The following is a 24,919-nucleotide window of genomic DNA, read 5'->3' on the forward strand; positions in this document are numbered from 1 at the left end:
ACTAGGACTACATATGATCGATGTCGAATGCCGTACCGAGCTCGTCCTGCGCGACGCCGCGGGCCGCGAAGCCAGTCTCAGCGCGGCCGTGCCGCTTCTGCTGCTGGTTTCGCAGACCGGCAGCATCGCGCAGGCTGCGTCGGCTAAGGGTTTGTCCTATCGGCACGCGTGGGGTCTTTTGCGCGACATAGAGACGCGGTTGGGCTGCGCGCTGATCACCAAGTCGCGTGGCCGCGGGTCGGTGCTGTCCGAGCTCGGCGAAGCAGTGCTGCGGGCGCAGCGGTTGTCCAACGAGCGGCTCGACGGGCCGCTTCAGGCGCTGGCCAGCGAAGTGGCCGGCGAGCTGAACCGGCGGTTGTCGCGGGCCGTTGGCGGTATTTGTATTCACGCGTCGCCCGGGGACGCCGTCGCGGGGCTGGTCGGCGCGCTGGCCGCGAAGCAGATTCCCGCCGATATCAAATACCGCGAGAGCGCTGAAGCCGTCAGCGCGCTCGCGCGCGGCGAGTGCGAGCTGGCGGGTTTTCACTTGCCGATCGGCGAATTCCGTGCGAGTTGCGCCGAGATTTACCGCCCGTGGCTGGACGCTGGGCGGCATCGGCTGATTCATCTGACGCGGCGCACGCAGGGCCTGTTTCTGCCGAAGGGCAATCCAAAAGGCATACGCGGCTTGCACGATCTCGCCCGCGACGACATCCGCTTCGTCAACCGCCAGCCCGGATCGGGTACGCGCATGCTGCTGGATCTGGCGCTACGCAAGATAGGCGTCGATCCCGCGAGCATCAACGGCTACGCCACTGCCGAACTGACGCATTCGGCCATCGCTGCGTTCGTCGCGAGCGGCATGGCCGATCTTGGCTTCGGCGTACAGCCGGCCGCGCAGCAGTTTGCGCTGGACTTCATTCCGGTGATCGACGAGGACTATTTGTTCGCGTGCGATCGCGACAAACTCAACGACGCGGGGCTCAGCGGCCTGCTTGAGGTACTACGCAGCGACGTGTACCGGGACGGCGTGGCGCATCTGGAGGGCTACGATCCGGCTTTTTGCGGGCAACTGCTTGAGCTTGAGGCGGCGCTCAGCGGAGCGACCGGAAACGTGCGGTAACCATTTAGACTGGGTCTCTCCGGCCGATCCGAAGCCTTACGTTTAGAATTACGTTAACCTGATGGTTAGCGGGGAATACGGGTGGTGTTGCGTGGCACGTTTTGTTGCCGTTCACCGCGCCGGAGATGCCGCTGCCCCAACGTTTAACCGACGACCGTTTTACTCACCGTTACTGCTGCCATGAAATTGCTTTTGAGTGTTGCCGCGTTGATCGCGTTCGTTGTTAGCGCTGTTGCCTTTGTGCCCGTCGCTTTTGCCCAGAATTCCCCGGGTGTTCCCGGTGGCATCCTGCAAGATCAGTTTCGCCTGAAAGAACATCCGCAGCTGCAGTTTGCTGCGTCAGCGCCTTCAGATAAATATCAGAATGGCGTGTCGGCGAAGCGCAAGCGCGGCGATCTGGGCGATCCGAACGGCTGTAACTTGCAGTGCCCGCAGGACCAATAAGCCTGCAGGACCGCTGCCGATGAAGTCCAGGGTTTGCACAGGGCGGCTGGTAAAGAAGCCGGTGGTTCGCTGTGTGCCTTGGCTTAAAACCGTTACACTGCCCCACAGCTTGAAACAGCCATCTGACAGAACGGTTTGTTTTTACCGGTTATTTCTGCGCACGGAATACTTCTCTACATCAAGGCTGCTTTCGAAGGCCGGCGACGATGCCAGTTTTATCGCGAAGGTCCTTTGCGACTTCGCTCGCGCACGCGGCATGATGCAGATCGCCCGCGAATAAGGGCATGGGAAAGCTCCAGGGCAGATCGGGGCGGTCAGTTTGCTCTCTCGCAGTGGACGGTCAGACCCGCTATCGCCCACAAACAAAAACCCCCACGCAGCTGACGCCGGGCAGGGGTTCTTGGTCAAACTTTAGTGATACCAGAAGGCTATTTGGTGGAGGCGGCGGGAATCGAACCCGCGTCCAGTAGCGCTCTACGACCAGTTCTACATACTTAGTTCTATCATTTGATTTAACCTGGCGACGCGGACGAACACGCTTCGCTTCGGCGATTCACTAAATTTTCGACCCGGATGTCATGACGCCACCAAGGCTTATCTGACGTATATGACCTCTCGCGGTATTGCTACCGGTCTTGCGACTCTAGTCCGTCAGTAAACTAGGGAGAGGCAGGCGGCCCTTAGGCTGCCAGTGCGAACGTTTCGTCGTTTGCAGTTACGTTTTTCCCATTGATTTACGAGGTGACGGGTCCTCGGTATGCCCTAGCCGCTTCGCAACCCCTGTCGAAACCAGGTCGCCCCCGAAGCATTGATCATTATCTCACAGTTTCGTCCGCGTTTTCGCCGGAAAGACCGTCCGGATTGACGCATCGCCCACGGCGCCCAGATGCACGCTACTGCACGTCGCGTAGCAGATGTTGCAACTCAATTGTCGTTTCCACCACGTGATCGGCGTGCCACCGGGTTGGCGGCAAGTCCGTCCCGCAATACCCGTAGGCGGCCGCCACCGTGACCATGCCGGCCGCGAAACCGGCCTGGACGTCGCGCAGGTCGTCGCCCACGTACACCACACGCTCGGGCTTCTCTTCCATCAATTCAGCCGCATGCAGCAACGGCGCCGGATGAGGCTTCGAATGCGGGGTGGTATCGCCGCAAACAACACAGGCCGCGCGCTCAGCCAGTCCAAGCAGCGCCACCAGCGGTTCGGCCAGCCGCGTTGCTTTGTTGGTCACGATGCCCCAGCGCACGCCGCGTGCATCGAGTTGATCGAGCAATTCGTCGATACCCGGAAACAGCGTTGTCTCGATGCACAAATCCGCTTCATAGTTGGCGAGAAACTCCTCGCGCATGGACGCGTAATCGGGGTGCTCCGGCTCGATCTCGAACGCGCCGGCCAGCAAACCGCGCGCACCCGCCGAAGCCAGCGGCCTCAGGGTTTCGAGCGGCCGCATTTCCAGCCCGCGGTCGTGCCGCATCTTGTTGACCGCGGCGACGAGGTCAGGCGCGGTATCGGCGATCGTACCGTCGAGGTCGAACAAAATCGCGTGGCAGAGCTTCAGCCGGGTCTTGTCTGTTTGATGTTGGGGCAGGGGCGTCGGGTCGTCGCTCATGAAAGTCCGTACAGGTTCGATGACGCTCGGAGGCGTGGGGTCGGCATCACTTGGGCGATCGTTCATGTCTGTTCCCGTCAGGCGACGCGACGGCAAGCCATCAGATAGTTGATGCTGGAGTCGTCCGAGAGTGCGAAGCGCTTGCTCAGCGGACGGTACGTAATCCCTTTGATTTCAACGATATCAAGTTGCGCAGAACGCACGTATTGCGCAAGTTCTGACGGCTTGATAAAACGCGCGTAATCGTGCGTGCCGCGCGGCAGCATCCGGGCAATGTATTCCGCGCCGATCACCGCGAACAAATACGCCTTGGCATTGCGGTTGAGCGTAGAAAAGAACACCCAACCGCCCGGTTTGACGAGCGTGGCGCACGCCTGCACGATCCCCGAAGGATCTGGCACATGCTCAAGCATCTCCATGCAGGTCACCACGTCATAGCTGCCGGGTTCCCGCGCGGCCAGCGCCTCGGCGGCGATCTCTTCGTATTCGACCTCAACGCCGCTTTCCAGGCTATGCAGGTCGGCCACGCCTAGCGCGCTTGATGACAAATCCACACCTTTCACCTTCGCGCCACGCACCGCCATCGATTCGGACAGGATGCCGCCGCCGCAACCGATATCCAGCGCGCGCTTGCCGGGCAGATGCGCAAGCGCGTCAATCCAGTCGAGCCGCACGGGATTGAGTTCGTGCAGCGGCTTGAACTCCGCATTCGGGTCCCACCAGCGATGAGCCAGCTCGCTGAATTTTTGAAGCTCGTGGGGATCGGCATTGATCATGTGCAGATAGCCTTGAAACATAAGGTCAGAAACGGTCAAGCACCAGTATATAGGCGGTGGCGAGCGCCGGTGAAACGCGCCACGAGCCCAGACGGGCCAAGCAAGGGGATGATCCGGGTGTTTAGCAGGCGCGCGGCAAAAGTTCAGCAAAGGTTCAGCAAGATGTGCCGCACATAAAAAAAGCCCCGCCGAAGCGGGGCTTTGATCCTGCGGCAATCTGTCGCGAATTACTGCGGCTGACGCGAGGTTCCAACAACTTCGACTTCCACGCGACGATCCGGTGCGAGGCAGGCGATAAGTTGCTTGTGGTTCTTCTGGTTGCAACCCGTGGTAACCGGGTTACGCTTGCCCTTGCCTTCCGTGTAGATACGGTTGGCTTCGATGCCCTTGCTGACCAAGTATGCCTTGACAGCTTGTGCGCGACGCAGGGACAGGCGATCGTTGTACTTGTCCGAACCGATACGGTCCGTGTAACCCGTTGCGACCACGACTTCCAGGTTCAGGTCGCCAATCTTCGATGCGAGATCGTCAAGCTTTGCCTTGCCGCCTGGCTTCAGGATGGCCTTGTCGAAGTCGAACAGAGCGTCAGCTTGGTACGTAACCTTCTGGCTCTGGATGACCGGAGCGACAGGAGGAGCGACCGGCGGCTGCGGTGCCTGGGCTACCAGCGCGCCATCGCACTTAGCGTTGGCCGTTGCCGGGGTCCAGAACGCGTCACGCCAGCAAAGCTCGTTCGTGCCGTTCATCCACACGTATTCGCCCGTGCCGTTAACCCAGTTGTCGTTCACTGCCTGACGCGAAGCCGGGACCGATTGCGCCATAGCCGATGCAGCCATAACTGCGGTAGCTGCAATGAACGCGAGCTTTGAAAGTTTATTCATATTTCTCCTCTCGAAATTGAGATTACCGCAGGTTTACTGCGAGCCTTGTTGACAAAGACAAGTCATACATTGCTCGAAGTATAACATTACCGCGGAACAAAACGCTGTGTGTAGACTTCGAGCAGTGTCTAACTTTGTGCGTTCGCATTTTGCCATATCGTTCCCTTGCAACGATAAAAATATCCCTGGCGCCCTAACGCCCGCAACCTTATGTGGTGCATGCGCAACAAGACGGGGCATGGGAATCGCAGGGTTTGATACGTGCCGAACATGCGCACAATGCGTGCCACCCCGGAACTTTTCCCTAAAACATCAATACAATTTTTTTCGACGGTTTTTCGCGCATTAATTGGCGGCGACAAAACCCGTGAGGGCGAATGATAGCGGGTTAGTCTGACGTTTTCACTTTGTTCCGTGCAGCAATTTGTAAGCTTTCGATACTGTTCGGTTAAACGGGCCCGCGTCATGCTGGTCATCGGCTCGCGATACCTCCGCTTTGCTTCGGTTCCGACTTGTTTTGGCCCTGGATTTCTCAATTCGCTCTATCCCGACTCTATGTATACGCGGCGGCTCCGGGAGCGGATGTCGCGCATGTTAGAATCGCGTGATGCGTTGCGTTCGCAATGCCGATGCTAAACGACGGTGAATCCGGGTTAAACGCCGCAAAAGAGGCTTTTATTCCGCGCCGGCGCCGCACAGTTCAAGACACGGATAAATGGATCAATTCGCCAAAGAGACCCTGCCAATCTCCCTTGAGGAGGAAATGCGCCGCTCATATCTCGATTACGCGATGAGCGTGATCGTGGGGCGAGCGCTCCCCGACGTCCGCGACGGCCTCAAGCCAGTCCACCGTCGCGCGTTGTATTCCATGCACGAACTGAACAACGACTGGAATCGCGCCTATAAGAAGTCGGCGCGTATTGTGGGCGACGTCATCGGTAAATATCACCCCCACGGTGACCAGTCGGTCTACGACACCATCGTGCGGATGGCGCAACCGTTCTCGCTGCGCTACATGCTGGTCGACGGCCAAGGCAATTTCGGTTCGGTCGACGGCGACAACGCCGCCGCCATGCGGTACACCGAAATCCGCATGGCCAAGATCGGTCATGAGTTGCTGGCGGATATCGACAAGGAAACAGTCGACTTCGGCCCGAACTACGACGGCAGCGAAAGCGAGCCGCTGGTTCTGCCCGCGCGCATCCCCAATCTGCTGATCAATGGCTCGGCCGGTATTGCCGTGGGCATGGCGACGAACATTCCGCCGCATAACCTGCGCGAAATCGTCGACGCCTGCATGCATCTGCTGAACAACCCCGACAGCACAATCGACGAACTGATGGAAATCGTTCCGGGGCCGGACTTTCCGACCTACGGTGTGATTTACGGCGTCTCGGGCGTAAAGGACGGCTATCGAACGGGTCGCGGGCGCGTCGTGATGCGCGCGACCACGCACTTCGAAGAGATCGACCGCGGCCAGCGGATGGCGATCATCGTCGACGAAATCCCGTATCAGGTGAACAAGCGCACGTTGCTTGAGCGCATTGCCGAGCTGGTGAACGAGAAGAAGATCGAGGGTATCTCGGACATCCGCGACGAATCCGACAAGAGCGGCATGCGCGTGGTGGTCGAGCTGAAGCGCGGCGAAGTGCCGGAAGTGGTGCTGAACAATCTGTACAAGATGACGCAGCTCCAGGACACGTTCGGCATCAACATGGTCGCGCTGGTCGACGGCCAGCCGCGCCTCCTGAACCTGAAGCAGATGCTGGAGTGCTTCCTGTCGCATCGGCGGGAAGTGCTGACGCGGCGCACTGTATACGAGCTGCGCAAGGCGCGGGATCGTGGCCACGTGCTGGAAGGCCTGGCGGTGGCGCTGGCGAATATCGACGAATTCATCCGCATCATCAAGGCTGCGCCGACTCCGCCGATCGCGAAGCAGGACTTGATGAACAACGCCTGGGACTCGGAAATCGTGCGCGAAATGCTGTCGCGCGCCGAAACCGAGGAATCGGGCGGGCGTCAGGCGTACCGGCCGGAAGGGCTGAATCCGGCGTATGGCATGCAAGCCGATGGCTTGTACAAGCTGTCCGACGTCCAGGCGCAGGAAATTCTGCAAATGCGCCTGCAACGCCTGACTGGGCTCGAGCAGGACAAGATTGTTGGCGAGTACAAGGAAGTGATGGCGCAAATCGCCGACTTGCTCGACATCCTGGCGCGGCCGGAGCGGATTCGCGCGATCATCGTCGAAGAACTGGCGTCCATTCGCGCCGAATTCGGCGACGACCGCCGTTCGCGCATCGAACTGAATGCGACCGAACTGAACACCGAAGACCTGATCACGCCGCAGGAAATGGTCGTGACCATGTCGCACACTGGCTATGTGAAGTCGCAGCCGCTGTCCGAGTATCGCGCGCAAAAGCGTGGCGGCCGCGGCAAGCAGGCCACGCAGATGAAGGAAGACGACTGGATCGACACGCTCTTCATCGCGAATACGCACGACCACATGCTGTGTTTCTCGAACCGTGGCCGCGTTTACTGGATCAAGGTCTACGAAGTGCCGCAGGGTTCGCGGAATTCGCGCGGCCGGCCGATCGTGAACATGTTCCCGCTGCAGGACGGCGAGAAGATCAACGTCGTGCTGCCGATCAAGGAGTTCTCCGCTGACAAATATGTCTTCATGGCGACCTCGCTGGGTACGGTCAAGAAGACGCCGCTGGAAGCTTTCAGCCGGCCGCTGCGCAAGGGCATCATTGCAGTCGGCCTGGACGACGGCGATTTCCTTATCGGCGCGGCGATTACCGACGGCCAGCATGACGTGATGCTGTTCTCGGATTCGGGCAAGGCGGTGCGTTTCGACGAGAACGACGTGCGTGGAATGGGCCGCGAAGCCCGTGGCGTGCGCGGCATGCAACTGGAAGAAGGGCAGCAGGTCATCGCGTTGCTGGTGGCCGGCGGTGAAAACCAGTCGGTGCTGACCGCAACCGAGAACGGCTTCGGCAAGCGCACGCCGATTGAGGAATACACGCGTCACGGCCGTGGCACGAAGGGCATGATCGCTATCCAGACGTCGGAACGTAACGGCAAGGTAGTGGCCGCAACGCTCGTCGAACCGGAAAGCGAGATCATGCTGATCACCAATACCGGCGTGCTGATTCGCACGCGGGTCTCGGAGATCCGTGAAATGGGCCGTGCAACCCAAGGTGTTACACTCATCAGTCTTGACGACGGCACGAAGCTGTCCGGCTTGCAGCATATAGCCGAGGCGGAAGTGGCAGTCGAACTCGACGCCGATCTGGAAGGTGATGCAGGCGACGCAAACGACGCCGGCGAACCGTCGGCCAGCGCAGCGGCTGATGATTCAACCGATGCAGCGAATGACGCAGGCGACACGCCGGACGACAAGTCGGAAGGCGACGAGGACAGCACGTCCTGACCCAGTGTTCGCGGCGAGCGCCTGTTCTGTTTCTGAAAGCTTGAATGGATAAGCTGCGCGACTTGAGCAAATGCCGAGTCGCGCCGCGATGAAAGCGAAAATTTTTTAAGGGAGTAATGATGCAAAAACAGTTTAAACAATGGATGTTGCTGGCTGCTTTGGTACCGGCTTTCGCATCGGCTCAATCACTCCAGAGCCAAGCGACGACGCCGGCTGCAGACGCAGCCACAGCGGCACCGGATCCGGCGAAGCAAGCTGCGATCAAGGACCTGCTGGATGCAATCGACGCGCAAAAGCTCGTCGGCGCCATTGGTAACAGCGCACAAATGCAGTCGAAGCAACTGGTTCCGGCCATCTTGTCTGACGCTTTGAGCGAAAACAAGACGATGAACGACAAGCAGAAGCAAGCTGCTGTTCCTCAGCTCCAGAAGGACACGGTACCGAAGCTGGTGGACTCCGCTGGTCAGGTCTTCGCGACCGACTCGTTCCGTCAAGACGCTATGCAGGCTCAGTACGACGCCTACGCGAAGTACTACACGACGGCTGAAATCAAAGACCTGACGACGTTCTACAAGAGCCCGACGGGTCGCAAGTTCATCCAGGTTCAAGACCAGGTTGGTCGTGACGTGGTGAACGGTCTGATGCAGAAGTACATGCCGCAATCGATCAAGGCCACCCGCACGCAAGCGGACAAGGAAGTGGCTGCCGTCAAGCCGAAGTAAGCTAAGGCTGCCAAAGCCCGCTGCCGCGCATGCGGCTGTTGTTTGGCGGGTTTTCGGGACGGTGCGATAATGGCTGTTTGCGTTCAGACGCAAACAGCCATTTGTTTTTCGCGGCGTGGTTTAGACGTTATCCAGCTTTCGGGCTGGCGTTTTCCCGCTGGCGTTCTCTTTATTGCGTCCGGTTTTTCGGGGTGTTTATCAGATGCGCGTCTTCAATTTCTCCGCGGGTCCTGCAGCAATGCCCGAAGAAGTACTCCGTCAAGCCGCCGACGAAATGCTCGATTGGCACGGTAGCGGCATGAGCGTGATGGAAATGAGTCATCGCGGCGCTGAGTTCATGTCCATTCATGAGGCCGCGCTGACCGATCTCCGCGATCTGCTGAAAGTACCCGCGTCGCACAGGATCCTGTTCCTGCAGGGCGGCGGTATCGGCGAGAACGCGATCGTTCCGCTGAACATGATGGGCGCGCGTAAAACCGCGGACTTTGTTGTGACCGGCTCGTGGTCGCAGAAGTCTTTCAAGGAAGCGCAGAAGTACGGCACGCCGCACATTGCTGCCAACGGCAAAACGGAGCAGGGTTTCACGCACGTGCCGAAGATTGACGAATGGCATCTCTCCGATGATCCGGCCTACGTTCATATCTGCACGAACGAAACGATCGACGGCGTCGAGACCTTTGAGATTCCCGATCTCGGTTCGGTGCCGCTGGTTGCGGACGCGTCGTCGCACATTCTTTCCCGCCCGATGGACATCGCGAAATATGGCGTGCTGTTCGGCGGCGCGCAGAAGAACATCGGGATGGCGGGCGTGACGGTCGTGATCGTGCGCGAGGATCTGCTCGACCGCGCGTTGGCGATCTGCCCGTCGGCGTTCGAATGGAAGACGGTCGCCGCGAACAATTCCATGTACAACACGCCGCCCACCTACGCCATCTACATTGCCGGCCTGGTGTTCAAGTGGCTGAAAAAGCAGGGCGGGCTGGAAGCCATGGAAGCACGCAGTATCGAAAAGTCGACGCTGCTGTACAACGCCATCGACGCCAGCAGTTTCTATCTGAACAAAGTCGAGCGTCAGTCGCGCTCGAGGATGAACGTACCGTTCTTTCTCGCCGACGAATCCCGTAACGAAGCATTCCTGGCCGGCGCGAAAGCGCGCGGCCTGCTGCAGCTGAAAGGCCACAAGTCGGTCGGCGGCATGCGCGCGTCCATCTATAACGCGGTGCCGCTCGAAGCGGTGAAGACGCTCGTCGAGTATATGAAGGAATTCGAGCAGGCCGGTGCCTAAGGGACCTGGCCTCCCATCCGATGCTTGGGGCTCCAGGCCGGATCGACTCATCTCATACAACGCATGGACGACGACCTTAATTCACGACTCATACCGCTGCGCGAACGCATCGACGCGCTCGACGCGCAGCTCATCGCGCTCCTGAACCAGCGCGCCGCCGTGGCGCTTGAAGTGGGCGAGGTGAAGAAGCATTTCAACGCGCCGGTGTTTCGCCCCGAGCGCGAGATGCAGGTGATCGCGCGGCTCCAGGAAATGAGCGAAGGGCCGCTCGCCGACGATCACATCAGCTCGATCTGGCGCGAGATCATGGCCGCGAGCCGTGCGCTCGAGAAAACGCTGCGCGCGGCTTATCTCGGTCCGGTCGGGACTTACAGCGAGCAGGCGATGGTCGAGTATTTTGGACATTCCATCGAAGGCGTGCCGTGTCCTTCCATCGACGAAGTGTTTCGCTCGGTTGAAGCTGGCGCGGCCGAATTCGGCGTGGTGCCGGTAGAGAATTCCGCGGAAGGCGCAGTCTCGCGGTCGCTCGATCTGTTCCTGCAAACCTCATTGGTGATCGGCGGCGAACTGGCTTTGCCGATTCACCACAATCTGTTGACGGCGTCCGGCACGCTCAATGGCGTGACGCGCGTGTTCGCGCATCCGCAAGCGCTCGCGCAATGCCAGCACTGGCTGACGGCAAATGCGCCCACGCTCGCGCGCCAAGCGGTATCGAGCAATGCTGAAGCGGCGCGGCTGGCGGTGGGTGACCCGACCATCGCGGCTATCGCGGGGGACCGCGCGGCCACGCATTACGGACTCGGCGTGGTTAGCACGATGATCCAGGATGACCCGCACAACCGTACGCGCTTCGTGATGATTGGCAAGGAACGCACGGGCGTGAGCGGCTATGACCAGACGTCGCTGATCGTGTCGGTGGCGAACGAGCCCGGCGCGTTGCTGAAATTGCTGGAACCGCTGGCACGTCATGGGGTATCGATGACCCGCTTCGAGTCGCGTCCCGCGCGCGTCGGCACGTGGGAATACTACTTTTATATCGACGTGGAAGGACATCGCGACGACGTAGCGGTCGCCGCCGCGCTCAAGGAACTGGGCGAAAAGGCCGAGTTCCTCAAGATTCTTGGCTCGTACCCGCGCGCTCGTTGAGCCTCTTAAAATTCGTTGGAGAAAACATGACATCGCAATTCGGCCCTTCCTACGTGCGCGCGATCGCGCCTTATATTGCTGGCAAACCGATCTCGGAAGTGGCGCGTGAATTCGGACTGAACGAAGCGGACATCGTGAAGCTCGCGTCGAATGAAAATCCGCTCGGCATGCCTGAGTCGGCGAAGCTTGCGATGGCGCAGGCAATCGCGGAACTCGGCCGTTATCCGGATGCGAACGGTTTCGATTTGAAGGCTGCGTTGAGCGAACGTTACGGCGTGCCGCCGGAATGGATCACGCTCGGCAACGGCAGCAACGACATCCTCGAAATCGCGGCGCATGCGTTCGTCGAGAAGGGGCAGTCGATTGTCTACTCGCAGTACTCGTTCGCAGTTTATGCGCTGGCCACGCAAGGTCTGGGCGCGCGTGCGATTGTCGTGCCGGCCGTGAAGTACGGTCATGATCTCGAGGCCATGCTTGCTGCTATCGCCGACGACACGCGCCTCGTGTTCGTCGCGAATCCGAATAATCCGACAGGCACGTTTATCGATGGCCGGACGCTCGAGGCGTTTATTGCACGCGTGCCGCGTCATGTGGCTGTTGTGTTGGACGAGGCGTACACGGAATATTTGTCGAAGGACAAGCGCTACGATTCCATCGAATGGGTGCGCCGTTATCCGAACTTGCTCGTGTCGCGGACGTTTTCAAAGGCGTTCGGGCTGGCTGGACTGCGCGTGGGTTTCGCCATTGCGCAACCCGAGCAAACCGATCTGCTGAATCGCCTGCGCCAGCCGTTCAACGTGAATTCGATGGCGCAAGCTGCCGCGATCGCCGCGTTGAAGGACACGGCGTTCCTCGCGAAGAGCGCTGAGATCAACGCGGCGGGTTATCGCCGGCTGACGGAAGCCTTCGACAAACTCGGCCTGGAATACGTCCCGTCCGACGGCAATTTCGTGATGGTGCGCGTAGGTAACGACGACGCCGCTGGGCAACGCGTAAATCTCGCGTTGCTCAAGCAAGGCGTGATCGTGCGCCCGGTCGCCAACTACGGTTTGTTGCCGTGGCTGCGTATCACGATCGGCTTGCCGGAAGAGAACGACGCGTTTATCGCGGCGCTCGAAAAGTCGTTGGCGGCGACCGCTTGATTGTTTCGCCCGTGCTTTTCTAAAAAAGCACGGGTCGTTCCGATTGTTCACCCCTCGCGCCGAAAGGCGCGTTTTTATCGATGTCCCGTGGCCGCGTTCTCTTTCAATAAAATCGTCATTTTTGGTGTCGGCCTGATCGGCGGATCACTCGCGCGCGCATTGCGCGAACGCGCGGGTGCATCGGGCGAAGTCGTCGGCGTCGGGCGCTCGATCAAGTCTGTCGAGCGTGCGCTGGAACTCGGCGTGATCGATTCGGCGGTATTTCTCGACGACGACCACGCGCTCGAACTCGCGCTGCGTGACGCCGACTTCGTGCTGGTCGCCGCGCCGGTGGCGCAGACAGAGCCGCTGCTGCGGCGGATTGCGCCGTTCCTGGATGCGCGCACTATCGTGACCGATGCCGGTAGCACAAAAAATGACGTTGTCGCGGCGGCGCGTGCAGCGTTGGGCGACCGCATCGCGCAGTTTGTGCCGGGCCATCCGATCGCCGGCCGGGAATCAAGTGGACCGGACGCCGCCATACCCGATCTCTACGTCGATCGAAACGTTGTGCTGTGCCCGTTGCCGGAGAACCCGCCGGAAGCCGTAGAGCGTGTCGCCGATATGTGGCTTGCGACCGGCGCCAGCGTGCATCGAATGACTGCCGAGCAGCATGACGGCGTGCTCGCGTCGGTGAGCCATTTACCGCACGTGTTGTCGTTCGCGCTGGTCGAGATGATCCTGCAGTCGCCCGACGCCGCGCTCAAGTTTTCGTTCGCCGCCGGCGGGTTCCGCGATTTCACGCGCATCGCGGCGTCGAGTCCGGAAATGTGGCGCGACATATGCATCGCGAACCGGGCGGCGCTGCTGACTGAAATCGATGCTTATACCAACGTGCTGGCGCGTTTTCGAGAGGCCATCGAGACCGCCGACGGCGCCGCGCTCGAAGCGGCCTTCGAACGCTCGCGTACGGCGCGAACTGAATGGCAACATGGCGGCGCGATCAAAGCCGCCGATGAATCTGCACAATAGCTAACTGGACTTAATCATGGAACACCTCGATCTCGGACCTTTTTCGCGTGCGTCCGGCACGGTCCGGCTGCCCGGATCGAAGAGCATTTCTAACCGTGTCCTGCTGCTCGCCGCGCTGGCTGAGGGCGAAACGGTGATCACGAACCTGCTCGATTCCGACGATACCCGCGTGATGCTCGCGGCGCTCAATACGTTGGGCGTCGACGTGCAAAACGATGCCGAGCGCTGCGTCGTAAAAGGCACCGGTGGTCGCTTTCCTGTGAAATCGGCGGAGCTTTTTCTCGGCAACGCAGGTACCGCGGTGCGTCCGCTCACGGCTGCGCTCGCGCTGAACGGCGGTGAATATCGCGTGCATGGCGTGCCGCGCATGCACGAACGGCCGATCGGCGATCTCGTCGATGGTTTGCGTCAGATTGGCGCGAAAATCGATTACGAAGCGAACGACGGTTTCCCGCCGCTGCGGATTCACCCGGCCGAAATCGCTGTCGATCAGCCAATCCGCGTGCGTGGCGACGTTTCGAGCCAGTTCCTGACCGCGTTGCTGATGAGCTTGCCATTGGCGCAGAACACGCGTGGTCCGATTGTCGTGGAAGTGGATGGCGAGCTGATCTCGAAGCCGTATATCGACATCACGATCAAGCTGATGGAGCGTTTCGGGATGACTGTCGAACGCGACGGTTGGAAGAGTTTCACGCTGCCGGCCGGCGCGCGTTACGCGTCGCCGGGAACGATTGCCGTGGAAGGCGATGCGTCGTCCGCATCGTATTTTCTCGCGGCCGGCGCGCTGGGCGGTGGTCCGCTGCGCGTGGAGGGTGTGGGCCGCGCGAGCATTCAGGGCGACGTGAATTTCGCCGATGCGCTGATCCGCATGGGCGCGAACGTCATGCTGGGCGACGACTGGATCGAAGTGCGCGGCGTGGAATCCGACGACGGCAAGCTGATGGCTATCGACATGGATTTCAACCTGATCCCCGATGCCGCCATGACCATTGCCGTGGCCGCGCTGTTCGCCACCGGCACGACCACGCTGCGCAATATTGCGAGCTGGCGCGTGAAGGAGACGGACCGGATTGCTGCCATGGCCACCGAGCTTCGCAAGGTCGGCGCGACGATCGAGGAGGGCGCGGATTACCTGGTTGTCACGCCGCCGGCCGCGTTGACGCCGAACGCGGCTATCGACACTTATGACGACCACCGCATGGCCATGTGTTTTTCGCTCGTGAGCCTTGGGGGCGTACCGGTGCGCATCAATGACCCGAAATGTGTCGGCAAGACCTTCCCGGATTACTTCGAGCAGTTCGCCAAGCTCGCGAAGGCCTGATGACTATGACCAATATACCTACCGCGATAAAAGCCCCGACCCCGCGCGCAGCCGCTCGCCGATCCGGACGTCTTCGATGAAACCCACTCGTCCGTTTCACCAGACTCCGGTTATCACCATCGACGGCCCGACGGCGTCGGGCAAAGGCACTGTCGCCGCGTCAGTCGCCGCCACGCTCGGCTTCCATTTACTCGATAGCGGCGCGCTGTATCGGCTCACCGCGCTCGCGAGCGCGCGCTACAACATCGAGCCCGAGGACGGCGACGCGCTCGCCGAACTCGTCGCAGAACTCCACATTACGTTCCGGGAAGGCTGCGCGCAGCTCGACGGAGTAGATGTATCGACGGAAATTCGTGCCGAGGAAATCGGCAACCGTGCATCGGCGATTGCCGTCCACGGCCAGGTTAGGACCGCTCTGATTGCGCGTCAGCGGGCGTTCCGCAAGCCGCCGGGCCTGGTAGCCGACGGCCGCGACATGGGCACTGTTATTTTCCCCGATGCAACGCTCAAGGTGTTTCTCACGGCCAGCGTTGAAGCGCGGGCCGCGCGGCGGCATAAGCAATTGATACAAAAAGGCTTTTCTGCTAATATGGAAGACTTGCTGCGAGATTTGCGCGAGCGGGACGCACGGGACAGTAACCGTGTAGCCGCGCCGCTCAAGCCTGCAGTGGACGCGAAGACGCTGGACACCTCCGGACTATCCATCGACCAGGCGGTCGATCAGATCATCGGTTGGTTTAATGCGATTCACGTGTAGTTATCAGTAAGAAGCAGTAAAAAGCAGGAAATTGTTGGAAAAAGCCGACATGTCGAAGGCTTTGCTTTGGAGCTCCATGAGAAACATGGAGCGTGTTTTAACCCCTCAACCCCGTGTGGCGTTCGCCTTTTTTGCCATCGGCCCGAACAGTTCGGGCAGGCATCGCGAAGCAGCTGCGCAACTATAGATTTTTATGTCCGACCTGCAAACATCTACCCCGATTACCGAATCTTTTGCGGCTCTGTTCGAAGAGTCGTTGACCAAGCAGGACATGCGTGCGGGTGAAGTTATTTCCGCCGAAGTCGTGCGCGTCGACCACAATTTCGTGGTTGTCAACGCGGGTCTCAAGTCCGAAGCCTACATTCCGCTCGAAGAATTCCTGAACGACGCGGGCGAGGTAGAAGTGCAGGCGGGCGACTTTGTTTCAGTGGCTATCGACGCCCTGGAAAATGGTTATGGCGACACGATCCTGTCGCGCGACAAGGCGAAGCGTCTGGCTTCGTGGCTGTCGCTGGAAAAAGCGCTCGACAACAACGAACTCGTGACCGGCACGATCACGGGCAAGGTCAAGGGCGGCATGACCGTCATGGTCAACGGCATCCGCGCGTTCCTGCCGGGTTCGCTGGTTGATACGCGTCCGGTCAAGGACACGACTCCGTACGAAGGCAAGACCCTCGAATTCCGCGTGATCAAGCTTGACCGCAAGCGTAACAACGTCGTGTTGTCGCGCCGCGCTGTGATCGAAGCGACCCAAGGCGAAGAGCGCGCAAAGCTGCTCGAAACGCTGAAGGAAGGCGCGATCGTGGAAGGCGTGGTCAAGAACATCACGGACTACGGCGCATTCGTGGACCTCGGCGGTATCGACGGCCTGCTGCACATCACGGACATCGCATGGCGTCGTGTGCGTCACCCGAGCGAAGTGCTGTCGGTTGGCCAGGAAGTTACCGCGAAGATCCTCAAGTTCGACCAAGAGAAGAACCGCGTTTCGCTGGGCATCAAGCAACTCGGCGACGATCCGTGGGAAGGCATTTCCCGCCGTTACCCGTCGGGCACGCGCCTGTTCGGTAAGGTTACGAACATCACCGACTACGGCGCATTCGTCGAAGTGGAATCGGGCATCGAAGGCCTGGTTCACGTGTCGGAAATGGACTGGACGAACAAGAACGTTGCACCGTCGAAGGTTGTGCAACTCGGCGACGAAGTCGAAGTCATGGTTCTCGAAATCGACGAAGACCGCCGCCGTATCAGCCTCGGTATGAAGCAGTGCAAGCCGAACCCGTGGGACGACTTCAGCCGCAACTTCAAGAAGGGCGACAAGCTGGAAGGCGCGATCAAGTCGATCACCGACTTCGGCGTGTTCATCGGCTTGCCGGGCGGCATCGACGGTCTGGTTCACCTCTCGGACCTGTCGTGGAGCGAAACGGGCGAAGAAGCTGTTCGCAAGTACAAGAAGGGCGACGAAGTCCAGGCTATCGTGTTGGGCATCGATGTCGAGAAGGAACGCATTTCGCTGGGTATCAAGCAACTCGAAGGCGATCCGTTCAGCAACTTCGTGGCAATGAACGACAAGGGCGCGACGGTTGACGGCGTGGTCAAGTCGGTTGACGCGAAGGGCGCAGTCGTGACGTTGACGGCAGACGTGGAAGGTTATCTCCGCGCGTCGGAAATCGCTCAGGACCGCGTGGAAGATGCTCGCAACGTGCTGAAGGAAGGCGACAAGGTCAACGCGATGATTATCAACATCGATCGCAAGTCGCGTGGTATCAACCTGTCGATCAAGGCCAAGGATTCGGCTGAACAGCAGGAAGCAATCCGTGGTCTGGCTTCGGCTGACTCGAGCACGGCTGCAACCGGCACGACGAACCTTGGCGCGCTGTTGAAGGCCAAGCTCGACGGCCAGAACGGCTAAGCCGCAAGGCATTGCTGCATGACCAAATCGGAATTGGTCGCCCAACTGGCGCTGCGATTTCCGCAACTTGTTCTTAAAGATGCGGATTTCGCGGTGAAGACGATGCTCGATGCGATGTCGGAAGCTTTGGCCAACGGCCATCGTATCGAAATTCGTGGCTTCGGCAGTTTCGGCCTCAATCGTCGTCCGTCGCGCGTTGGCCGCAATCCCAAGTCGGGGGAGAAGGTGCTGGTACCGGAGAAATTCGTACCGCACTTCAAGCCGGGCAAGGAGTTGCGCGAACGAGTAGACGGCCGTGCGGGCGAGCCGCTGAAACAGTCGAACGAGGTGGATAGTGACGAAGACGACGATGTTTGACCCGCGTCCGAGTTCATCCAGCTTCAAGCCGCTTTCAGCCAGAGGCAAATGACCGGAAAAAGCACCCGCCAGGGTGCTTTTTTTATGCCCCGGCCGAACGTACGCCAACGACGCTACGTTTCTGCACGCTCGTTCGCCACTGTCTTTTTTCGCTTCACCATAAGACGCTAAACTCCCGCAAACGTCCTGTTGATCGGCCTATCGCCCAAGCCGTTGCGCATTGCCTCATAGGCTTCAATTACAATACCGGACGCCAACGACCAAGGGCAGCGTGGCCCGTGCTTTGCGTCCCTCGTGGATATCGGTTTCGTACTCGCCGTCTGCGTTGCCTCGTGCGGCGTTCCGCTATTGCCGTCAAAGAGACCCTTATGAAATTTTTTGTCTGGCTGATCCGTGTATTGGTTTTCGTGCTCCTGCTCGTGCTCGCGTTGGCCAATACGCAAAGTGCGACGCTCAATTTTCTCGCCGGCTACTTCTGGCAGGCACCGCTGATCCTGATCGGCCTGGCGTTTTTTATCGTCGGCTTGGCTGCTGGACTGCTCTCGTCGCTGCCGTCGCTGTTTCGCCTGCGAATGGAAAATGCCCGGCTCAAGCGTGAATTGCGTACGGCGCGCGATGTCCCCGTCGTGCCGATGGACCCGCCTATGCCGCCACTGATCTGACTGGTCGCACGTTGCTGGCCCCGTGCCGCTGCGGCCGGGCGCTTGCTTCCGGCCCTTGCTAGCCCTTAACCCTTTCCAAGAATTCGCATGGATCTAGACTTCTGGTGGCTGCTTGTCATTCCGGTCGCGTTCGCTCTCGGCTGGATGGCATCGCGCTATGACCTGAAAACGCTGCTGTCCGAAAACGCGAATCTGCCGCGCTCGTATTTTCGCGGCCTCAATTTCCTGCTGAACGAACAGCACGACAAGGCCATCGACGCCTTTATCGAAGTTGCGAAGCTCGATCCTGAAACTATCGAATTGCACTTTGCGCTCGGTAACCTGTTTCGCCGCCGCGGTGAGACGGACCGGGCCATTCGCGTGCATCAAAACCTGCTGAGCCGCGCCGACCTGCCAGTCGCTGAACGCGATCACGCGCTGTTCGAACTCGGCCAGGATTTTTTGAAGGCGGGTCTGCTGGATCGCGCCGAGGAGACGTTCAAGTCGCTCGAAGCGGGCGAATATGCGCTCGGTGCGCAACGAGCGTTGCTGACCATCTACGAGATCGAGAAAGACTGGAACAAGTCGATTGCAACCGCCGGCCGGATTCAGGAAATGGGCGCGGCGACGCTTGAAAAGGAAGTCGCCCAGTTCCATTGCGAACTCGCGCAGGAAGCGCTGCAGCGCAAGAACCCGGCAGACGCCCGGGCGGAACTGAAGCTTGCGCTCGCGGCCAATCCCGACAATGTGCGCGCGACCATTCTGGTGGGTGACGTGGATGCCGCCGGTGGCGATCTGGAGGCGGCTATCGCGTGCTGGCGTCGCGTGGAAGAGCAGAATGCGGCTTATTTGCCGCTAGTGGCCGAAAAATTGGTTCAGGCTTACGAACAACTCGGCCGTACGGCTGAAGGTGTCGATTTGTTGGTCGACTATGTGAATCGTTACCCGTCGAACGATCTGCTCGACGTAGCGTTCAAGCACGTCTCGCAATTGCGCGGCATGGACGCGGCCCACGCGCTTGCGCGGCAGCAGATGCAGACATCGCCGAATGTCGCCGGCATGACGCGGCTGCTGGAAGCGCAAGTGGCTACGGCCGAGGAACCGCGTCGCAGCGAACTTGAACTGATGCGCACGCTCGTCAAGCAGCGGACCAAGAACCTGCCGCGCTACACGTGCCAGAATTGCGGTTTCCGCGCGCGACTTTTTTACTGGCAATGTCCCGGCTGCAGCGGCTGGGAAACCTATGCGCCACGCCGCGTCGAGCCGATCACCGCGTCCGTCTGAACGCGGGTTGCGTGACCATGGACTGACGCGCGGCCCGCGTGGCCCAGCTCTTGGTGGCACGGCCCGCTCAGGGCACGCAACGTTTGACACGATCGGACTCCGCGGCTGTTTTGGCCTGATCCTTCGACAATTACCGGTCTCTCCGGAACGCTTATGAAAATATCCATCATCGGGACGGGCTACGTCGGACTAGTGACCGGCGCGTGCCTTGCTGAAATTGGCAACGACGTGCTGTGCCTGGACGTCGATGCGCGCAAGATTGACATCCTCAATAACGGCGGCGTGCCGATCCACGAACCGGGCTTGCACGAGATACTGAAACGTACGCGTGCTGCCGGCCGCATCCGTTTTTCCACAGATATCAAGGAAAGCGTCGAGCACGGCGAGATCCAGTTCATCGCGGTGGGAACGCCGCCGGACGAGGATGGTTCCGCCGACTTGCAGTACGTGCTCGAGGCCGCGCGCAACATCGGGCGTTACGCAAACGGCTTCAAGGTGATCGTCGATAAATCGACGGTCCCGGTCGGCACAGCCCAGCACGTGCGCGACGTGGTTGAGCAGGAACTGAAGGCGCGCGGAATCGAGCCGACGGGGAAGAACGGCTTTTCGGTTCTATCGAATCCGGAGTTCCTGAAGGAAGGCGCGGCGGTGGACGACTTCATGCGTCCCGACCGTATCGTGCTCGGTGTGGACGACGACAAAGCCGGCCAGATTGCCCGCGAGAAGATCAAGCGCCTCTACGCGCCGTTCAACCGCAATCACGATCGCACGCTTTATATGGACGTGCGTTCGGCTGAGTTCACGAAGTACGCGGCGAACGCCATGCTCGCCACGCGTATCTCGTTCATGAACGATCTGTCCAATCTCGCCGATGCCGTGGGTGCGGATATCGAAGCGGTGCGTCGCGGTATTGGTTCGGACCCGCGTATTGGCTATCACTTCCTGTATGCCGGCTGCGGCTACGGCGGTTCGTGTTTCCCGAAGGACGTACAGGCGTTGGCGCAGACGGCGCGTGAGAACGGGCATCGGTTGCGGATTCTCGAAGCCGTGGAAGAAGTGAACGATCTGCAAAAGGAAGTGCTTGTTGGCAAGATCACGAAGCGCATGGGCGAAGACTTGCGCGGCCGCACGTTTGCCGTGTGGGGTCTGGCGTTCAAGCCGAATACCGACGACATGCGCGAAGCGTCGAGCCGCCGGTTGATTGGCGCGCTGCTCGAACGCGGCGCGACGGTTCGCGCTTATGACCCCGTGGCGGTGGCGGAAAGCCGTCGCGTATTTGCGCTCGATCTCGCCGATAAACCCCAGCAACTCGAACGCCTGCATTTCGTCGATTCACAAAAGGACGCGTTGCCCGGCGCGGACGCCCTCGTGATCGTGACCGAGTGGAAGGAATTCAAGAGCCCGGACTTCGCGCATTTGAAGAGCGAGCTCAAAATGCCGGTCATTTTCGATGGCCGCAACCTGTACGAACCCGAAGCGATGGCGGAACTCGGCATCGACTATTTTGCAATAGGACGTCCCCATGTCGAACTCCCTGTCGCCTGACGCAGCGGTGCCCGCAGTCGCTACACACGCGCCCGTCCCACCGGTTCCGCGTGCGCGCATTGCGGCGGCACGTGTGCTGGTGGTCGGCGACGTGATGCTCGACCGCTACTGGTTCGGCGATGTGAACCGCATCTCCCCGGAAGCACCTGTGCCGGTCGTGCACGTTCAGCGCCAGGAAGACCGGCTTGGCGGCGCGGCCAACGTGGCGCGCAACGCAGCCGCGCTGGGCGCGCAGGCGGGCTTGCTGTGCGTGGTCGGTCACGATGAGCCGGGCGAACGCATCGTGACATTGCTGGGCGAGAGCCGGGTCACCGCGTTCCTTGAACGCGATCCCGAATTGCTCACCACCATCAAGTTGCGCGTGCTGTCGCGGCAGCAGCAATTGCTGCGAGTCGACTTCGAGAATTCGCCGACGCACGAAGTCCTGAGCGCATGCCTCGCCCGGTTCGAAACGCTCTTGCCGCAACATGATGTGATCCTGATGTCGGATTACGCGAAGGGCGGTCTGACGCATGTGACGCAAATGATCGCGGACGCGAAGCGGGCCGGCAAACCGGTGCTGGTTGACCCGAAAGGCGATGACTGGGATCGCTATCGCGGCGCCACGCTGATCACGCCGAACCGTGCGGAGTTGCGCGAAGTGGTCGGGCGCTGGAGCTCGGAAGAAGATTTGCTTGCACGTGTTACGGCGCTGCGCGAATCGCTTGATCTCGGTGCGTTGCTGCTGACGCGATCGGAGGAGGGCATGACGCTCTTCACCGCCGGCCAAGTGGTCCACACGCAGGCCGATGCGCGCGAAGTGTATGATGTTTCGGGTGCCGGCGACACAGTCATTGCAACCGTTGCAACTATGCTGGGTGCGGGTGTGCCGCTGGTCGACTGCATCGCTTATGCCAACCGGGCAGCAGGAATTGTCGTCGGGAAGCTGGGTACGGCGACCGTCGACTACAACGAACTTCTCGCCTGACTTAGCGGCTAAAACTACCATGACAATCATCGTTACCGGCGCGGCCGGGTTTATCGGCAGCAACATCGTCAAGGCGCTCAACGAGCGTGGCGAGCAACGTGTGATCGCCGTCGATAACCTCACGCGCGCCGACAAATTCAAGAACCTGGTCGATTGCGAAGTCGACGATTACCTCGACAAGACCGAATTCGTCACGCGCTTCAAGCGTGGTGATTTCGGCAAGGTCAAGGCTGTTTTCCATGAAGGCGCGTGTTCGGACACGATGGAAACCGACGGCCGCTACATGATGGAAAACAACTTCCGCTATAGCCGAGACGTGCTGGACACATGCCTGGAACAGGGCGTGCAATTCCTGTATGCATCGTCGGCGGCAGTGTATGGCGGATCGAGCGAATTCGTGGAGCGTCGCGACGTCGAAAAGCCGTTGAACGTGTACGGCTATTCGAAATTTCTCTTCGATCAGATCGTGCGTCAGATCCTGCCGAAAGCACGTACCCAGATTGCGGGTTTCCGCTATTTCAACGTGTATGGGCAGCGCGAGAATCACAAGGGACGTATGGCGTCTGTCGCGTTTCACAACTTCAACCAGTTCCGCGCCGAGGGCAAGGTCAAGCTGTTCGGCGAGTACAACGGCTATGGCGCGGGTGAGCAGACGCGTGATTTCGTGTCGGTGGAAGACGTGACGAAGGTCAATCTGCACTTCTTCGATCATCCGGAGACGTCGGGTATTTTCAACCTGGGTACGGGGCGCGCACAGCCGTTCAACGACATTGCGTCAACGGTGGTGAACTCGCTGCGGGCAATGGATGGCGAAGCGCCGTTGTCGCTGGCGGAGTTGGTGCAGCGTGGCTTGATCGAATACATCCCGTTCCCCGACGCGTTGCGCGGCAAGTACCAGTGCTTCACGCAGGCTAATCAGTCGAAGTTGCGCGAAGCCGGGTATGACGCACCGTTCCTGACGGTTCAGGAAGGTGTCGACAGATACGTGCGTTGGCTATTCGGTCAGCTATAAAAGCACTGGCCGTTTTCCTACACTGGGTCTCCCGGTCAGCGATCATCGCGGACCGGTTTTCAAGGGAGACTCACATGATCAAGAAACTTCTCGCGGCGTTCACGCTGGCTGTATCAATCGGTTCGGCGTTCGCCGCCGTGGATATCAACAACGCCAATTCCGACGCGTTACGCGGCATCAAGGGCATTGGGCCGGCCAAGGCGAAAGCCATTCTCGACGAGCGCGAAGCACACGGTCCGTTCAAGGACGCGGCCGAGTTGAGCAAACGCGTCAAGGGTATGGGCGGCAAGACGGTTGAGCGCTTGCAGGCTGAAGGGCTGACCATTGGACCAGGTGGGGCGCCAGTGGCGGTTACCGGTGCCAAGCCGGCTGCGGGCGCGGTTGTCGTCAAGAAGTAGCGCGGTGGTGGCGCATCGGTCGGCGCGCCGGTCGACCTGATGCGCCTTCGTTTGCCGGCAACCTGGAGCTTTCCAGAGCGCCGGCACCTCATCCCCTCCGTCCAATAGGGCCGCCCGGCACCCCGAAACCCTCTGGGCTACAATCAGTAGCTTATCGACCGCAGCAACCCCACGACCGCTATGGCTTACAAGACAATCGAAGACACCATTGGCAATACGCCGCTGGTGCAACTGGTCCGTATTCCGGACGACGAAATCCGCAGCCGTAACAACGTGATCCTCGGCAAGCTCGAGGGCAACAACCCGGCGGGTTCAGTGAAGGACCGTCCGGCACTCTCGATGATCAAGAAGGCGGAAGAGCGCGGCCGCATCAAGCCCGGCGACACCCTGATCGAATCGACAAGCGGCAACACCGGTATCGCACTCGCCATGGCCGCAGCCATTCGCGGCTACAAGATGGTGCTTCTCATGCCGGAAGACCTGTCGATCGAACGTCGCCAGAGCATGGCGGCCTACGGAGCGGAAATCGTACTTACGCCAGTCACTGGCGGCATGGAATACGCCCGCGATCTCGCTGAGCAAATGCAGCGCGATGGCAAAGGCATCATCCTCGATCAGTTCGCGAATCCGGATAATCCGCTCGCCCACTACGAGACAACCGGCCCGGAACTCTGGCGCGACACCGAAGGCCAGATCACGCATTTCGTGTCGGCTATGGGCACGACCGGCACCATCATGGGCGTGTCGCAATATCTGAAAGAACAGAACGCGAACATCGAGATCATTGGGGCCCAGCCGGAAGAAGGCTCGCGCATCCCCGGCATCCGCAAGTGGCCCGAAGCCTATCTGCCGAAAATCTTTGATCGAAGCCGCGTGGATCGTACGGAAAACGTCAGTCAGGCCGCATCAGAAGCCATGGCGCGGTGGCTGGCATCGGTGGAAGGCATTTTCTGCGGAATTTCCGCTGCCGGCGCGTGCGAAGTAGCGTTGCGTGTGGCGCGCCAGGTGGAGAACGCGACTATCGTGTTCGTCGTCTGTGATCGTGGTGACCGGTACTTATCGACGGGCGTGTTCCCGGCCTGAATCGGCTTGGTCATTCGCTAAGTCAGAGCACAAACAAAAGCCCGGCATCTACCGGGCTTTTTGCATAGTGCGCGAGACCAAATACGCCCTCCG

General features: G+C 60.0%; 22 protein-coding genes and 1 other RNA gene. 19 read left to right on the forward strand and 4 right to left on the reverse strand.

Annotation, left to right across the window (positions count from 1 at the left end; all coding sequences use genetic code 11):
• Window positions 1-13: 13 nt before the first annotated feature.
• Together GSQ93_RS24885 and GSQ93_RS24890 are read left to right on the forward strand one after the other, a co-directional pair.
• Entirely contained in the window at window positions 14-1,102 is a 1,089-nt protein-coding gene (locus tag GSQ93_RS24885) for a substrate-binding domain-containing protein (protein WP_158938311.1), read from the forward strand.
• A 180-nt stretch (window positions 1,103-1,282) separates the two neighbouring features.
• Entirely contained in the window at window positions 1,283-1,546 is a 264-nt protein-coding gene (locus GSQ93_RS24890; protein ID WP_158938312.1) for a hypothetical protein, read from the forward strand.
• A 433-nt stretch (window positions 1,547-1,979) separates the two neighbouring features.
• On the opposite strand, the gene ssrA is transcribed toward GSQ93_RS24890, so the two are convergent.
• The 4 genes from ssrA to ompA all read right to left on the reverse strand — a co-directional run bounded on the left by ssrA (window position 1,980) and on the right by ompA (window position 4,813).
• Window positions 1,980-2,348: a transfer-messenger RNA gene (gene ssrA, locus GSQ93_RS24895) on the reverse strand.
• Window positions 2,349-2,439: 91 nt separating this feature from the next.
• Window positions 2,440-3,156, reverse strand: coding sequence for a phosphoglycolate phosphatase (gph, locus tag GSQ93_RS24900; protein WP_158938354.1), 717 nt, complete (start codon window positions 3,154-3,156; stop codon window positions 2,440-2,442).
• A 77-nt stretch (window positions 3,157-3,233) separates the two neighbouring features.
• Window positions 3,234-3,932 carry a bifunctional 2-polyprenyl-6-hydroxyphenol methylase/3-demethylubiquinol 3-O-methyltransferase UbiG gene (gene ubiG, locus GSQ93_RS24905; RefSeq protein WP_158938313.1) on the reverse strand — a complete coding sequence of 233 codons (699 nt, stop codon included), beginning with the start codon at window positions 3,930-3,932 and terminating at the stop codon, window positions 3,234-3,236.
• 227 nt (window positions 3,933-4,159) lie between these two features.
• A complete protein-coding gene (ompA, locus tag GSQ93_RS24910) occupies window positions 4,160-4,813 on the reverse strand; it encodes an outer membrane protein OmpA (RefSeq protein WP_158938314.1) in 654 nt (217 codons plus the stop codon).
• A 715-nt stretch (window positions 4,814-5,528) separates the two neighbouring features.
• Here ompA and gyrA point away from each other — a divergent pair.
• The 17 genes from gyrA (at window position 5,529) to cysM (ending at window position 24,826) form a co-directional block, all read left to right on the forward strand.
• Window positions 5,529-8,246, forward strand: coding sequence for a DNA gyrase subunit A (gyrA, locus tag GSQ93_RS24915; protein ID WP_158938315.1), 2,718 nt, complete (start codon window positions 5,529-5,531; stop codon window positions 8,244-8,246).
• A gap of 119 nt (window positions 8,247-8,365) precedes the next feature.
• The gene (locus GSQ93_RS24920; RefSeq protein WP_089163319.1) at window positions 8,366-8,968 is read left to right on the forward strand and encodes a DUF2059 domain-containing protein; all 603 of its coding nucleotides are present in this window, start codon (window positions 8,366-8,368) and stop codon (window positions 8,966-8,968) included.
• Window positions 8,969-9,170: 202 nt separating this feature from the next.
• Complete coding sequence (gene serC / locus GSQ93_RS24925) at window positions 9,171-10,253, forward strand: 3-phosphoserine/phosphohydroxythreonine transaminase (RefSeq protein ID WP_158938316.1); 1,083 nt, start codon at window positions 9,171-9,173, stop codon at window positions 10,251-10,253.
• A 63-nt stretch (window positions 10,254-10,316) separates the two neighbouring features.
• Window positions 10,317-11,399 (forward strand): prephenate dehydratase, encoded by a 1,083-nt coding sequence (pheA, locus tag GSQ93_RS24930; protein WP_158938317.1) that lies wholly within the window; start codon window positions 10,317-10,319, stop codon window positions 11,397-11,399.
• A 26-nt stretch (window positions 11,400-11,425) separates the two neighbouring features.
• Entirely contained in the window at window positions 11,426-12,541 is a 1,116-nt protein-coding gene (gene hisC, locus GSQ93_RS24935; protein WP_158938318.1) for a histidinol-phosphate transaminase, read from the forward strand.
• 87 nt (window positions 12,542-12,628) lie between these two features.
• Window positions 12,629-13,552: a prephenate dehydrogenase/arogenate dehydrogenase family protein gene (locus GSQ93_RS24940; RefSeq protein ID WP_158938319.1), complete on the forward strand. Its 924-nt coding sequence runs from the start codon at window positions 12,629-12,631 to the stop codon at window positions 13,550-13,552.
• 16 nt (window positions 13,553-13,568) lie between these two features.
• On the forward strand, window positions 13,569-14,873 hold the full coding sequence (gene aroA / locus GSQ93_RS24945; protein ID WP_158938320.1) for a 3-phosphoshikimate 1-carboxyvinyltransferase: 1,305 nt from the start codon (window positions 13,569-13,571) through the stop codon (window positions 14,871-14,873).
• 76 nt (window positions 14,874-14,949) lie between these two features.
• On the forward strand, window positions 14,950-15,630 hold the full coding sequence (gene cmk / locus GSQ93_RS24950; RefSeq protein WP_158938321.1) for a (d)CMP kinase: 681 nt from the start codon (window positions 14,950-14,952) through the stop codon (window positions 15,628-15,630).
• A gap of 193 nt (window positions 15,631-15,823) precedes the next feature.
• Window positions 15,824-17,539 (forward strand): 30S ribosomal protein S1, encoded by a 1,716-nt coding sequence (rpsA, locus tag GSQ93_RS24955; protein WP_031361047.1) that lies wholly within the window; start codon window positions 15,824-15,826, stop codon window positions 17,537-17,539.
• An 18-nt stretch (window positions 17,540-17,557) separates the two neighbouring features.
• On the forward strand, window positions 17,558-17,896 hold the full coding sequence (locus GSQ93_RS24960) for an integration host factor subunit beta (protein WP_158938322.1): 339 nt from the start codon (window positions 17,558-17,560) through the stop codon (window positions 17,894-17,896).
• A gap of 368 nt (window positions 17,897-18,264) precedes the next feature.
• Window positions 18,265-18,558, forward strand: a complete 294-nt coding sequence (locus tag GSQ93_RS24965) for a lipopolysaccharide assembly LapA domain-containing protein (RefSeq protein ID WP_158938323.1) — start codon at window positions 18,265-18,267, stop codon at window positions 18,556-18,558.
• Between the two features lie 87 nt (window positions 18,559-18,645).
• Window positions 18,646-19,821 carry a lipopolysaccharide assembly protein LapB gene (gene lapB, locus GSQ93_RS24970; protein WP_158938324.1) on the forward strand — a complete coding sequence of 392 codons (1,176 nt, stop codon included), beginning with the start codon at window positions 18,646-18,648 and terminating at the stop codon, window positions 19,819-19,821.
• 153 nt (window positions 19,822-19,974) lie between these two features.
• Complete coding sequence (locus GSQ93_RS24975) at window positions 19,975-21,366, forward strand: UDP-glucose/GDP-mannose dehydrogenase family protein (protein ID WP_158938325.1); 1,392 nt, start codon at window positions 19,975-19,977, stop codon at window positions 21,364-21,366.
• Window positions 21,344-22,333, forward strand: a complete 990-nt coding sequence (gene rfaE1 / locus GSQ93_RS24980; protein ID WP_158938326.1) for a D-glycero-beta-D-manno-heptose-7-phosphate kinase — start codon at window positions 21,344-21,346, stop codon at window positions 22,331-22,333. The genes GSQ93_RS24975 and rfaE1 overlap by 23 nt, the downstream gene beginning before the upstream one ends.
• 19 nt (window positions 22,334-22,352) lie before the next feature.
• On the forward strand, window positions 22,353-23,345 hold the full coding sequence (gene rfaD, locus GSQ93_RS24985) for an ADP-glyceromanno-heptose 6-epimerase (protein ID WP_158938327.1): 993 nt from the start codon (window positions 22,353-22,355) through the stop codon (window positions 23,343-23,345).
• 74 nt (window positions 23,346-23,419) lie between these two features.
• On the forward strand, window positions 23,420-23,743 hold the full coding sequence (locus GSQ93_RS24990) for a helix-hairpin-helix domain-containing protein (RefSeq protein WP_158938328.1): 324 nt from the start codon (window positions 23,420-23,422) through the stop codon (window positions 23,741-23,743).
• A 180-nt stretch (window positions 23,744-23,923) separates the two neighbouring features.
• On the forward strand, window positions 23,924-24,826 hold the full coding sequence (gene cysM / locus GSQ93_RS24995; RefSeq protein WP_158938329.1) for a cysteine synthase CysM: 903 nt from the start codon (window positions 23,924-23,926) through the stop codon (window positions 24,824-24,826).
• Window positions 24,827-24,919: the final 93 nt, after the last annotated feature.

This window comes from Burkholderia sp. S171, from assembly GCF_009766085.1.
GTDB lineage: Bacteria > Pseudomonadota > Gammaproteobacteria > Burkholderiales > Burkholderiaceae > Caballeronia.